12 protein-coding genes and 2 other annotated features are annotated in these 12,404 nt (G+C 46.6%); of the genes, 7 read left to right on the forward strand and 5 right to left on the reverse strand.

The features are described from left to right. Positions 1 to 26 precede the first annotated feature (26 nt). The 4 genes from AC6HZ4_RS06340 to AC6HZ4_RS06355 form a co-directional block, all read right to left on the reverse strand. A complete protein-coding gene (locus AC6HZ4_RS06340) occupies positions 27 to 2,303 on the reverse strand; it encodes an ATP-dependent helicase (RefSeq protein ID WP_497494139.1) in 2,277 nt (758 codons plus the stop codon). Positions 2,304 to 2,404: 101 nt separating this feature from the next. Further along, the gene (locus AC6HZ4_RS06345; RefSeq protein ID WP_497495618.1) at positions 2,405 to 2,830 is read right to left on the reverse strand and encodes a GNAT family N-acetyltransferase; all 426 of its coding nucleotides are present in this window, start codon (positions 2,828 to 2,830) and stop codon (positions 2,405 to 2,407) included. Positions 2,831 to 2,834: 4 nt separating this feature from the next. After that, a complete protein-coding gene (locus AC6HZ4_RS06350) occupies positions 2,835 to 3,350 on the reverse strand; it encodes a YjcG family protein (protein ID WP_497494140.1) in 516 nt (171 codons plus the stop codon). Positions 3,351 to 3,437: 87 nt separating this feature from the next. Next, positions 3,438 to 4,166 (reverse strand): alpha/beta hydrolase, encoded by a 729-nt coding sequence (locus AC6HZ4_RS06355; RefSeq protein ID WP_497494141.1) that lies wholly within the window; start codon positions 4,164 to 4,166, stop codon positions 3,438 to 3,440. 268 nt (positions 4,167 to 4,434) lie between these two features. On the opposite strand from AC6HZ4_RS06355, the gene AC6HZ4_RS06360 reads away from it, so the two are divergent. Further along, complete coding sequence (locus AC6HZ4_RS06360) at positions 4,435 to 5,322, forward strand: DMT family transporter (RefSeq protein ID WP_497494142.1); 888 nt, start codon at positions 4,435 to 4,437, stop codon at positions 5,320 to 5,322. A gap of 3 nt (positions 5,323 to 5,325) precedes the next feature. Here the strand turns inward: AC6HZ4_RS06360 and AC6HZ4_RS06365 are convergent, their stop codons facing one another. Then, entirely contained in the window at positions 5,326 to 5,700 is a 375-nt protein-coding gene (locus AC6HZ4_RS06365; protein WP_497494143.1) for an Ig-like domain-containing protein, read from the reverse strand. Positions 5,701 to 6,215: 515 nt separating this feature from the next. Further along, positions 6,216 to 6,457, forward strand: a binding site (T-box leader). Positions 6,458 to 6,500: 43 nt separating this feature from the next. Then, positions 6,501 to 6,739 (forward strand) — a binding site (T-box leader). A gap of 70 nt (positions 6,740 to 6,809) precedes the next feature. Here AC6HZ4_RS06365 and trpE point away from each other — a divergent pair. Genes trpE through trpB form a run of 6 tightly spaced genes read left to right on the forward strand, consistent with a single transcriptional unit; the run spans position 6,810 to position 12,403 of the window. Beyond that, entirely contained in the window at positions 6,810 to 8,225 is a 1,416-nt protein-coding gene (gene trpE / locus AC6HZ4_RS06370) for an anthranilate synthase component I (protein ID WP_497494144.1), read from the forward strand. Next, positions 8,222 to 8,833: an anthranilate synthase component II gene (locus AC6HZ4_RS06375; RefSeq protein ID WP_497494145.1), complete on the forward strand. Its 612-nt coding sequence runs from the start codon at positions 8,222 to 8,224 to the stop codon at positions 8,831 to 8,833. The genes trpE and AC6HZ4_RS06375 overlap by 4 nt, the downstream gene beginning before the upstream one ends. Continuing rightward, positions 8,805 to 9,830 (forward strand): anthranilate phosphoribosyltransferase, encoded by a 1,026-nt coding sequence (gene trpD / locus AC6HZ4_RS06380; RefSeq protein ID WP_497494146.1) that lies wholly within the window; start codon positions 8,805 to 8,807, stop codon positions 9,828 to 9,830. The genes AC6HZ4_RS06375 and trpD overlap by 29 nt, the downstream gene beginning before the upstream one ends. Continuing rightward, a complete protein-coding gene (trpC, locus tag AC6HZ4_RS06385; RefSeq protein WP_497494147.1) occupies positions 9,831 to 10,589 on the forward strand; it encodes an indole-3-glycerol phosphate synthase TrpC in 759 nt (252 codons plus the stop codon). Between the two features lie 4 nt (positions 10,590 to 10,593). Further along, on the forward strand, positions 10,594 to 11,211 hold the full coding sequence (locus AC6HZ4_RS06390; RefSeq protein ID WP_497494148.1) for a phosphoribosylanthranilate isomerase: 618 nt from the start codon (positions 10,594 to 10,596) through the stop codon (positions 11,209 to 11,211). Then, a complete protein-coding gene (gene trpB / locus AC6HZ4_RS06395; protein WP_497494149.1) occupies positions 11,204 to 12,403 on the forward strand; it encodes a tryptophan synthase subunit beta in 1,200 nt (399 codons plus the stop codon). The genes AC6HZ4_RS06390 and trpB overlap by 8 nt, the downstream gene beginning before the upstream one ends. Position 12,404: the final 1 nt, after the last annotated feature.

Below are 12,404 nucleotides of genomic sequence, written 5' to 3' on the forward strand. Positions count from 1 at the left end.
CACTTTGCTCTGCTTTCTTTATTGCTTTATAACAACGATTTAATAAATCTAGACGGGTAAGCTGTCCGGCCGCGCCGCATGCTTGGAACTGATACATATAGTGATTCCTTTGCGCGCGTCAGGGCAACGTAAGTCAGGCGGCGTTCCTCTTCAAGCGGAGCGCTGTTACCGTCCCGAAAGGATTCCAGTGCAAAATCATGCGGCAGCGAGCCGTCAACTGCTCCAAGCAGGTACACCTGCTCGTACTCCAAGCCTTTTGAGCGGTGGATGGTTAGAAGCTGTACGGCATTATCGGGTGCTGCGCTTCGTTTTTTCATATCAGCAGTTACGCGTGTGATATGGTCAGCATGAGCGAGAAGGGCAAGAACCGTTGTAAATTTCCGTGCTGCGACCTTTAAGTCACGAATATCATCAGAGCCTTTTTCAATCGCATTGCCTTCATTGCCGCGCTTTTTCACAAAATCAGCAAAGCCCATTTCCTTTTCAGCCATTTCAATGGCTGCCAGCGGTGACAGATCCTTTAGCTTCCGAAACATCGGGGCAATTTTTTGCAGCTTTTTTTGCTGAAAGGAATGAACGTTTTGCAGCTTGCCGAGTGCGCGGACAAGCGTACAATCCTCTAAGATGCTTGTTGCCTTTAAGTCCTGCATAACGGATTGCTTGAGAAAGAGCGTTGTGAGCAAATCGCTCATAGCATTTTCATCGTCTTCGTTGAGACTGAGGCGTAAATATGCGAGCAGGCTGCGCACGATGCGCCGTTCGTAAAACGAGTGCGAATCGCGGTCGACCACAAATGGGATACCTGACTCTGTTAATCGTTCAAAGACCGCACGGGATGCTGAGTTTGTCCGGTACAGCACTGCAAAGTCCGCTGGCTGTGCGCCGTTTGCGAGCTGTTCTTGTATATCTGTCACAATCATTGTTGCTTCTTCCTCCTCGTCGTATGGAAAGAAAAAGCATGGCTGTGAAGACGATTGAAACTGTGCCTCCATTTGCTTTTCACGGCGATTCCGGTTCAAGGTAATCACTTTGTTTGCCGTCGTGACGATGCTGTGGGAGGAACGGTAATTTTGGTTAAGTGTCACAACAGCTGCATCCGGGTAATCACGGTCGAAATGCAGGATAAACATCGGGTCGCTGCCGCGAAACGCGTACACAGCCTGATCATCATCGCCGACGACACACAGATTATTTGTATGCCGCGACAGCATGCGCATAATCTCGTACTGTACCTTGTTGACGTCCTGATACTCGTCGATGAGGAAATAGCGAAAGCGCTCTTGATAGCGCGCGAGCAGCGCTTCATTCGTTTTGAGCAGCTCATAGCACCCCTGCAGCATGTCATCAAAGTCAAACGTGCCCCGTTCCTTTTTCATCTCTTCATACCGCTTGTACAAATACAGCGCTTTTTCCTCCCAGTCTGACTCTGGTTTTACAATGTCATAAGAAGTAAGTGTGTTTTTCCAATACCCGATTTGCTGGGCAGCTTGATCATATGGAAATTCCTTTTCGTCCAGCCCAAGCTCTGCACCGGCTTCCTTTAGCATGCGGTCAATCATCCACTCATGCTTTAACAAGCGCTGCGGCGACCATCGTTCTCCATCATGGTGCAGCAGGATTTTATAAAAGATGCTGTGGAACGTGCCGACAACGAGCGAATGTACGATGGCGGGAGAAAGGCTGGAAAAACGAAGCAAACGGTTCTTCATTTCTTGTGCTGCCTTCGTCGTAAAGGTAACGAGCATAATCGATTTTGGATCAATTCCCTTTTCTTGAATCATATATGCAGTACGCGCTGTTAATACGCGCGTTTTGCCGCTGCCTGCGCCAGCGAGAATGAGCAGCGGGCCTTCCGTATGTGTAACGGCTTTATACTGCGCAGAGTCGAGCGGAAATTGCTCTTCATTTAAAATGGAATACATTTTGCGCTCGCTTTGCTCGGTAAACTTGGAAATTCCTTTTACCGGTTGTGTTTGTTTCCAAGCCGAGACAGGATTTTCAGAAATAGGACGGGCTTTTGGGATTCGGAAGCCGCCGTGCTCTGTATGAGAACCGACAGAGGCTAATTCCTTTTGCTTTGCCTCTAGACGTGCGTGGTCGGCTGCTTCGCAGGAGAACGTGCCGCTTGAAACAATATGGGAAAAATACGGCGGCTGCCGGATACCAAGATGTAAGCGGACAGGTTCACTGCAGTGTGCGCATGTGACCTCGCCGCGAAGACCTGCCTCGTATAGGATTTGGAAGCTTTCCCGCGGGAAGTATTGTAGATTGATTTCTTTTCCGTTATAGACGGCAAATCTCATAATGAACCCCCTTTAGACGTGTTTCATCTTATCATAGGAACGCAAAAAAGACGAGAACGGAATTGTCCTCGTCTTTTATCAAGAGATAGCCGTAGCTTTTCTTACAGCTCTTTCACCATAACAACGTGCGGGATATCTGCTTCCATAAACACATCGGACACGGTATGGTAGCCAAGCTTTTGGTAAAAGCCCTCTGCTTGTGTTTGTGCGTGCAGCTTTACTTTATGTAATCCTTGCTTGATTGCAGCTTGTTCAAGCGCTTCCACAATGAGACGGCCTGCTCCCTTTTGGCGATGGGACGAGAGCACGCAGATGCGCTCTAATTTGCCGATTTCACTGTCCACGATGCGCGTTCTTCCAGCTGCGACCGGCACGCCGTTATCATATAGGACAACGTGCGTTGCTGCAGCGTCATATTCATCATATTCTTCCTCTGGTGATACTTGCTGTTCTATAACGAATACTTGCTGACGGACGTCAAAGGCATCCTGCTTTTGTTGCTGTGTTGTTGCGATTTGTACATTCAAAGCTCTAGCAATCCCTTCCAAATTGAAATGTTTCATATACAGTCCACGATCCGTCTTCGAGCTGGTATAGAAGGTGAAGGCGGTCGACTATTTGCTGGTGATGAAACTCCATCATGCGCAGCTGTCCCAACACATCGGAATGCTCACCGTCGGACATGCTTTGTCCCAGCGTAATGTGCGGCACAAACGCGTATTCCCGTTCCTGCGCGAAATAGCCTGTATGAAGCTTTTCGTTTAAAGCTTCAAGCTCGGGCGTTTTTTCTACTTTAAAGTAAATGACGTTATTCACAGGAGCAAAGGAGCTGACTTTTCCAACCGTAAGCGTAAACGGCTTTACCTTGCTTGCAATATTGTCCAGCTCGCGTGCAATGTCCTTTGCTTTTTCCTCTGCCGCATCGAAGGCCGGCTTTAATGTAATATGCGGCGGAATGAGGGCGTAATGCGGATCGTAGCGCTTGCGAAATGAGTTGGCTTTATCTTGCATGCTTTTCGATGGGAAAATAACAATTCCGAATTTCATAATAGGAGCCTCCTTTATGTTTACGATATATACTTTGAAAAAATATATTAATTTATTATACAAACAATTGTAAGAAAGCGGTTAATCTTATTCTACCACTAGTGTGTGTGACAATGCATGCGGCAAATTTGCTTGCCAATGCTTCCATATATGTCCCCCTTGAAACTCCTTGTAGTAGTACGAAAAGCCTTTTTCAGATAGTAATGCATGCAGCTCGCGATTGGGCGTTACAAAGTCCCGTATTTCGCCGTTGGTTGTGTTGACGGCTGTTTCCTCTGTGCCGATGATATGATATAGATCCAGCAGATGCGGCTCTGAAAAGGCACGAACTTTTTCCATCACATCCCCATTCACAAATGGTGACTGCATGATGACATGTCCGAAGGTATGCGGATAAGAGAGCGCTGTCATAAAGGAGACAGTTCCGCCGAGTGAATCTCCGATTAGGATGCGTCCTCTTCCCATTTGATACGTTGGATATTTTTCATCAAGGTAGGGCACAAGCTCATGTGCCAAAAAGCGGATGTACGCCGCATTTTGTGAGGCGTTTGGATAATATTTTTCCCTGCGGTCCCTTACATCCTTGTACGGGATGCCGACGAAAATCGTACGGTCAATGGCTTCTTCTCCATGCAGCTTTTCTAATACAGATGCTGCTCTCCCGAAGCGAAAATAATCTTTGCCATCCTGCGCGATCACAAGCAAATGCTTTTGCAGCGGCGTGAAAAAAGGCGGTAAGTAGACGATAAGCGGTATGTGCTCGTCAAGAGCTTCACTGTAAAACGAAATTTCCTCGATGGTTCCTTTGTTTGACATACATATTCCCCCAAGAAGTATATATGTGTATCTTATCATAACGGCGGAAAATTGCTACGACAGCCGCTCACAAGAAAAGCGGACACAGCCTGGTTAGCTCGCGAAGGGGATCGTTCTCCGCACAAGGAGGCGCTTTTTGCCTTTGGCGGGGAAGGTTGCTCTGCGGAAGGGAGCAGGCCGCGGGAGCTGGAGAGTATCCAAAATTTGTGTTTTCTTATGCCTGGGCATATTATAATAATTTGGGTATAAAACAAGAGGGGGAAGGACTTTGAAGGAAGGAAAATCGATTGCTCTGCCGCTTGCGGTGTCAATTATTGCAATTTCATTTTCAGCTATATTTGTGAAGGTATCGAGTGCACCGGCATCGATTTTAAGTATGTATCGTCTTTGGTTAGCGGGTTTCTTTTTATTGCCGGTGGTTTGGCGCAAGCGCACGGAGTTTCAAAGTATCGAGAGAAGAGATTGGTTGTTGCTTGCAGGCTCCGGTTTCTTTTTGGCGCTGCACTTTTTGCTGTGGTTCGCTTCGTTAAAGTTTACGACAGTTGCCAGCTCTACGATTATTTTAGCATTGCAGCCGCTCGTATCGCTTGCAGGGGGCTTTTTCTTTTTTCGGGAGCGTACAACGGCTTCAGCATTAGCTACGATGGGTATTGCAATCATCGGTGTAATGATGATTGGCTGGGGGGATTTTGGCTTAAGCGGACAGGCAATGCTCGGGGATATCCTATCCTTCCTGAGCGTGATTGCTGTTGTCGGCTATTTGCTCATAGGACAAAGCACGGTGAAGAAAGTTTCGCATTGGCTGTACAGCTTTTGTGTGTTTATGTTTGCGGCAGGGTTTCTTACGGTATATAACGCAGTGACAAGCACGCCGTTTTCGGGCTATTCGCAGCTTGATTGGAGCATGTTTTTCCTGCTTGCCACCGTGCCGACGCTTTCCCATCTCATCAATAATTGGCTGCTGAACTATGTAAATGCAACCACAATCTCGATGAGCATTTTGGGAGAGCCTGTCGGCGCGACGGCCTTGGCTTTTCTGCTCTTGAGTGAAAGCTTGACAGGTATGCAGATACTTGGCGGTGCCCTTGTGCTGGCTGGCGTGTTTTTCTTTTTGACGCAGCAGCAAAGACGTTTGATTTCATCGGAACATGCGTAAAGGCTATTTTGGGTTGGTTAAGTACGAATGTACGGTCACGATACAAATGTCGCGAAATTTCCCTTCATCTGTCGTAACGATTAAAATGGCGCGTCCCGGCTGTCTGCCTTTCACAATGACATCTTGTCCATCCTGCATAACTTCCGCTATCTCCGGTCTGTTGCTTTTCCACTCTACGGATTGGTTAGCGGCGTTATGAGGCAGAACAGATGCATGAAGTATCTCCTGCTGTCCAATCTTCAGCTTTAGTTTGGACTTGCTTACATGTATACCAACGACGCTTGCAGGATTGGGGGCAATGGAGAGATGTCGCTGTTCTTCTTGTTTCGGGAGCGAGGCTTGACCGTTGTTTTTGAATTCTTCAAATCGGGTGATCATGGAAATACCTCCTATTTCAAAAAGTAGGGCCTATAAATGGGATAGCTTGAACGGAAGCCGCAATATCTCAACAGGTTAAGTAGTATCATACAGAAGAAGTATTGCAGTTTATTTAATGTAAAATAAAGAAAACATTAAGATTGCGGCGAAATTTGGAGGGGGATGCGGTATTTTTGTCGAAAGTGTGCATTTGTTGTTGTGCTAGAGCTTGTATTCTTTTTTTGGATATGTCAATGCGATTTATTTTTACTATATTTCCCCAGATTCATGTTGATATGAGATCAAGCGTGCTGCTTCCTCTGATGTAAGGATATTGTTTTTTAAAAATAAGATTATTCTGAACTTAGCTCCCTTGGAAAGATAGAAATATAAAGGGTTGTAGTGCGAATTTTTTGACTATTTATGGGATTGTTTTTATTTTGGAGAATAATAACTTTAAAGCAGGAAGAAAAATTAAGTTGGAAATGTGTTGACATGTAAAAATCTCATATACTACAATAGGTGTAACTTAAATACGGAAAGCGTTGAAGAAGAAGAGTACATATTGTGAACATGTCAGAGAGCTGATGGTTGGTGCGAATCAGTATGAGAGCAGTATGGAATGGGCTTCTGAGCTACCAAACCGAAATTGGAGTAGGCTTTGGCGAAACCGTCTCATCGTTATAAGAGACACACGTTCGAGCGATCGCTTGAATGTGAAAAGCGGGCTGCATTTGCGGCCAATAAAGGTGGCACCACGGGGTTTCTCGTCCTTTCATTGATAGGATGAGTGGCCCCTTTTTGTTTATAAAAAATAAATAATCAAATCGATGAGTAAGAGTAGTACGTATGATAGCAGCGTTCCAGAGAGTCGGGGATGGGTGAGAGCCCGGCGCGTTTGCACATACGGAATGGACTTACGAGAGGCTCGCTGAACCTATAGTAGGCAGCCCGGGTTCCGCCGTTACAAGGATAGGATATGAAAGCTGTATCTGAAAAAAGAGGGATTCGTTTGAATCCAACCTGAGGTGGCACCGCGGTATTGTATATCGTCCTCTGCATGTATTCCACATGCAGAGGTTTTTTTATGGAAAAAATCGCAGCGGTTTATATATATAGGAGGGTTTAGGATGGAAAAAGAACAGTTTTTGCAGCAAAAGGAAGCAGGGAAAACATTTTTAGTTATCGAGCAAATGGAGGGAGATCAAGTAACACCGATTGTGCTGTATCAAAGACTGCAGGGGACGAAAAAGTTTTTGCTTGAAAGCTCGCTCAGACAAGAGGATAAAGGACGCTATTCTTTTATCGGCGGCAATCCTTATTTAGAAATTAAAAGCAAGGGAGAGCAGGTAGAGCTGCTGCTTCAGGATCGCTTGGAGGTTCGAGAAGGAAAGGTACTTGATGTCATTGGCGACGTTCTTCCGTTTCATGAGGTGGAAAGCCCGTTTCCGTTTTGCGGCGGTGCGATTGGGTATGTCGGCTACGATGTGATTCGGCAATATGAGGTGCTTGGCGAAGTGAATGTAGATGATTTACAGATGCCGGAAGCGCACATGATGTTTTACAATACGTTTCTCGTGTATGACCATAAGATGCAAACCGTCTCATTTGTGTATGTATACAGAGCGGGAGAAGAAACATCCTACGAAGAAGTGGGAGAAGTGCTGCGGCAGATGAAGCAGCAGGTTATGGAAGGCATGACGGTGCATGTGCCGCATGTTCGCCTCGATGCATCCTTTACCTCCAATGTGACGAAGGACCAATTTATAGATATGGTTGAAACAGCAAAGGAGTATATTCGCGCCGGTGACATTTTTCAAGTCGTGCTGTCACAGCGCCTGCAAACGCAGTTTGAGGGTGACCCGTTCGGCTTATACCGCCGTCTTCGCTTAACAAACCCATCGCCGTATATGTTCTATATTGATTTTACGGATTATATCGTGCTTGGTTCTTCACCGGAAAGCCTGCTCGCAGTGCACGGAAAAAAGGTAACGACAAATCCGATTGCCGGAACAAGACCGCGCGGCAAAACGCCGGAGCTTGATAAGCAGATTGAAGAGGAGCTGTTAGACAATGAGAAGGAAAAGGCAGAGCATCTAATGCTTGTCGATCTCGGTCGTAACGACCTTGGCTTTATTAGCGAAATCGGCTCTGTTCAGCTTGATAAATTCATGGCCGTGGAGCGTTACTCACATGTTATGCACCTTGTATCGGAGGTGTCGGGACAATTACGTGACGGAATGACATGCCTAGATGCTCTGCAGCATTGTCTTCCTGCCGGTACGGTATCGGGGGCGCCGAAAATACGTGCAATGACGATTATTGATGAATTGGAAAACAGAAAGCGCAACGTATATGCGGGAACGGTCGGATATATTTCCTTTGCCGGTGATATGGATATGGCGCTCGCGATTCGGACGATGGTTGTAAAGGATAGTAATGCATATATTCAAGCAGGTGCAGGGGTTGTGTACGACTCAAGCCCGGAAGCAGAGTACGATGAAACAATAAATAAAGCGAAAGCATTATTGGAGGTTATGAAATGATTTTATTAATTGATAATTACGATTCGTTCACTTATAACCTGTATCAGTTGCTCGGTATGTGCGATGCGGAGGTCAAGGTCATTCGTAACGACAAAATTACGATCGACGAAATTAAGCAGCTTGGGCCTGATGCGATCGTGCTTTCTCCTGGTCCAGGTCGTCCAGAAGATGCTGGCATTTGCGTTGAGGTGGTGCAGCAGCTGGCGCCAACGATTCCTATTCTGGGCATTTGCCTTGGCCATCAGGCAATGGTTCATGCCCTTGGCGGCAAGGTTGTGCGCGCGAATCTTGTGAAGCATGGCAAAACATCGGTGCTGCAGCACACTGGCACGTCAATTTTTCAAGATGTACCGCAGCCGGTTACAGTGATGCGTTACCATTCGCTTGTAGCAGAGAAGACTACGCTTCCGGCCGAATTTGAAATATTGGCGACAAGCGTGGATGATGGTGAAATTATGGCAATTAAGCATCGTGAATATCCGCTGTTTGGACTACAGTTCCACCCAGAATCGATTGCGACGAAGGATGGAAAAACAATGATCAATCAATTTTTGAAATATACGCAAAGGGGGAGCCGCTATGAATCTGTATCTTCGCAAGTTAATTGAGGGGAAGAATCTAACGGAAGAGGAAGTATATGAGGCTGGCTTACAGCTTGTGGATGGGGAAATATCGGATAGTGAAATAGCGGCATTTTTAGTCGGTTTAAAGGTAAAGGGAGAAACATCTGATGAAATTTTCGGCCTCGTCCGCGCACTGCGGGCGAAGGCGGTGCCGTTTCGAAAAACAATTGCCGGCGCGATGGATAATTGCGGAACAGGCGGAGACGGTGCACAAACGTTTAATATTAGCACAACAACAGCATTTGTATTAGCTGGTGCAGGCATTAAGGTTGCCAAGCATGGAAACCGCGCCGTATCCAGCAAAACGGGGAGTGCGGATGTGCTTGAGAGATTGGGAGTAAATATTGCTTGCCCGCCTGAGGAAATTGAGCGATTATTAGAGACAGTAGGAATTGCATTTTTATTTGCGCCATCCGTTCATCCGGCGCTGAAGCGGGTTGCGAAAATCAGAAAAGAACTGAATATTCCAACAATATTTAACTTTATCGGCCCGCTGACGAATCCGATTGACTTAGAAACACAGCTTATCGGTATTTATAAACGGGAAATGCTGCGGCCGGTCGCAGAGGTGCTGCATAAGCTTGGCAGAAAACGGGCGGTTGTGCTAAACGGGAACGGATCCTTAGATGAAGCGTCGCTGCAGGGTGAAAATCATATTGTTCTTCTGGAGGATGGAAAGATTCAAGAAATCGTTGTGCATCCAGAGGAATTGGGTTTTGAACGTGTGCCTAATAGCGCGATTCGCGGCGGCCTGTCAGAGGAGAACGCACGTATTACGCTCGGCGTTTTACAGGGAGAGCTGGGTCCGCATCGCGATACAGTCTTGCTAAACGCAGCCTTGGCGCTGCTTGCGAACGGAAAAGCAAAAACAATTGGGGAAGGCGTGGAGCTGGCGAAGGAGAGCATTGATTCTAAAAGTGCGCTCGCAAAATTACAGCAGCTGGCGAAAGAAAGCAATAAGACCGCAGAAGAGGTGAAATAGATGGGAACTATTTTAGATACGATTTTAGAACAAAAGCGCGTAGAAGTTGAGGAACTTAAGACACAAACATTTTCTAGGGAAAAAAAGCCGCATGCTTCGCTTGCGGAAAGCCTGCGTAATAAAAGCTTAACGATTATCTCGGAAATTAAGCGGGCATCTCCTTCTAAAGGGGATTTAAACTTAAATGTTGATGTACAGGAGCAGGGGAAAACGTACGAACGGTGCGGAGCGAGTGCCATTTCCGTACTAACAGATACAAAGTTTTTCAAAGGCTCATTTGCGGATTTGGAAAAGGTGCGTGCCGTTACGACAGTACCGCTTTTATGCAAGGACTTTGTCATTGATGAGGTACAAATTGACCGCGCAAACGATGCAGGGGCGGATATTATTTTATTAATTGTTGCGGCTTTATCGCAGCAGCGTTTACAAGAGCTGTACAATTACGCGACATCATATGGACTTGATGTAATCGTAGAAGTTCATGACGAAGAGGAGCTGGAAACGGCACTTTCTATTCAGCCGGCGATTATTGGCGTAAATAACCGCAATTTGAAAACCTTCGAGGTTACGCTTGAGACAACAGAGCGTTTGGCGGAGCGCATTGTGAAATCGGGTGCATTGTTCATCAGCGAAAGCGGCATTAAAACGAGAGAGGACGTAGAGCGTGTGCAGCGTGCGGGCGCGAAGGGGATTCTTGTCGGAGAAGCGTTTATGACGGCATCCTCGCTTGAGGAATTGTTTGCGGGATTGCAGGTGTAAGAGGATGAAGGTAAAGATTTGCGGTATTACGGACGTAGAGACAGCAAAGAAAGCGTGCGAGTATGGCGCGGATGCACTGGGATTTGTATTTGCGAAAAGCAAGCGTCAGGTGACGCCGGAGCAGGCAGCAGAGATTATTGCTGAGCTGCCTAAAGATGTGCTGAAAATCGGGGTGTTTGTAAACGAAACACAGGAGCGAGTGAAGGCAATTGTAAGGCAGTGCGGTCTCGACTATGCGCAGCTGCACGGAGAAGAAGATGAAGCGTATTGCAGCACTATACAAATTCCTGCGATTAAAGCATTCGGCGTTGCATCTCCCGAGGCGATTCAGCAGGCGGCGGGGTATAATGTGGATTATGTGCTATTTGACAGTCCGAAGGAGAAGTATCACGGCGGTAACGGGAAAACCTTTGATTGGAATGTGCTGCAGGATATGCCGGAGGATCTTCGCTCAAAGCTTATTTTGGCCGGCGGCTTGAGCGCAGACAATGTGCAGGAAGCTGCCTCCCTTGTCCAGCCGTATATGATTGATGCAAGCAGCAGTTTAGAAACAGATGGGAAAAAAGACGTTAGAAAAATAAAGCGATTTATAGAAACAGTGAAGGAGAGTCAACATGCTTAACTACACATATCCAGATGAACGAGGCCATTATGGCATTTACGGAGGTCGTTATATTCCGGAAACATTAATGCAGTCAGTATTGGAATTAGAGGCTGCGTATAAGGAAGCGATGGAGGATGAAGCGTTCATCCAGCAGCTGAACCATTACTTGGAAAAATATGTTGGTCGTGCAACGCCGCTTTATTTTGCAGAAAATTTAACAAAAAGATTAGGCGGAGCGAAAATTTACTTAAAACGTGAGGATTTAAATCATACAGGTGCCCATAAAATTAACAATACAATCGGTCAGGCGCTATTAGCAGTTCGTATGGGCAAAAAGAAAATCGTAGCTGAAACAGGCGCAGGTCAGCATGGCGTTGCAACTGCGACGGTTTGTGCATTGCTTGGACTTGAGTGTATCATCTTTATGGGAGAAGAAGATATTCGCCGTCAAAAGCTAAACGTATTCCGTATGGAGCTGCTAGGTGCGAAGGTGCAAGGTGTCTCCTCTGGAAGCGCAACGCTAAAGGATGCGGTAAATGAAGCGCTTCGCTACTGGGTAACAAACGTGGCGGATACGCATTATATTATGGGCTCTGTACTCGGACCGCATCCGTTTCCGCAAATTGTACGCGACTTCCAAAGCGTCATTGGAAAAGAAACAATCGAGCAATACTTGGCTGAAGAGGGCAGAATGCCAGAAGCAGTTGTTGCCTGCATTGGCGGCGGCAGCAATGCGATGGGAATGTTTTATCCATTTGTTCCGCATGAAGAGGTAAAGCTGTATGGAGTGGAAGCAGCGGGGTCTGGTGTGGACACTGAGAAGCATGCGGCGACACTAACGAAGGGCAGAGTCGGCGTATTGCATGGCTCCATGATGTATTTGCTGCAAAATGAGGATGGGCAAATTCAAGAAGCGCACTCTATCTCGGCAGGTCTTGATTATCCAGGTGTTGGACCGGAGCATAGCCTTTTGAAGGACTTAGGTCGTGCCGAGTATCATTCTGTAACAGATGAGGAAGCGTTAGAGGCATTTCAATTGCTAGCTCGTGAAGAGGGTATTATTCCAGCATTGGAAAGCTCTCATGCGATTGCATTCGTAATGAAGCTTGCGCCAACGATGAAGAAGGAAGAAGGCATTGTCGTTTGCTTATCGGGACGCGGCGATAAGGACGTAGAAAGCGTAAAAGGCTACTTGGCAGGGGGGAAATAAC

The organism is Ectobacillus sp. OTK (assembly GCF_059698935.1).

What these genes read in the sequence shown, in the direction of transcription:
- AC6HZ4_RS06340 (WP_497494139.1), bottom strand. Translation starts at nt 2,303, where the DNA reads ATGAGATTTGCCGTCTATAACGGAAAAGAAATCAATCTACAATACTTC.
- AC6HZ4_RS06350 (WP_497494140.1), bottom strand. Translation starts at nt 3,350, where the DNA reads ATGAAATTCGGAATTGTTATTTTCCCATCGAAAAGCATGCAAGATAAA.
- AC6HZ4_RS06355 (WP_497494141.1), bottom strand. Translation starts at nt 4,166, where the DNA reads ATGTCAAACAAAGGAACCATCGAGGAAATTTCGTTTTACAGTGAAGCT.
- AC6HZ4_RS06365 (WP_497494143.1), bottom strand. Translation starts at nt 5,700, where the DNA reads ATGATCACCCGATTTGAAGAATTCAAAAACAACGGTCAAGCCTCGCTC.
- trpE (WP_497494144.1), top strand. Translation starts at nt 6,810, where the DNA reads ATGGAAAAAGAACAGTTTTTGCAGCAAAAGGAAGCAGGGAAAACATTT.
- AC6HZ4_RS06375 (WP_497494145.1), top strand. Translation starts at nt 8,222, where the DNA reads ATGATTTTATTAATTGATAATTACGATTCGTTCACTTATAACCTGTAT.
- trpD (WP_497494146.1), top strand. Translation starts at nt 8,805, where the DNA reads ATGAATCTGTATCTTCGCAAGTTAATTGAGGGGAAGAATCTAACGGAA.
- trpC (WP_497494147.1), top strand. Translation starts at nt 9,831, where the DNA reads ATGGGAACTATTTTAGATACGATTTTAGAACAAAAGCGCGTAGAAGTT.
- AC6HZ4_RS06390 (WP_497494148.1), top strand. Translation starts at nt 10,594, where the DNA reads ATGAAGGTAAAGATTTGCGGTATTACGGACGTAGAGACAGCAAAGAAA.
- trpB (WP_497494149.1), top strand. Translation starts at nt 11,204, where the DNA reads ATGCTTAACTACACATATCCAGATGAACGAGGCCATTATGGCATTTAC.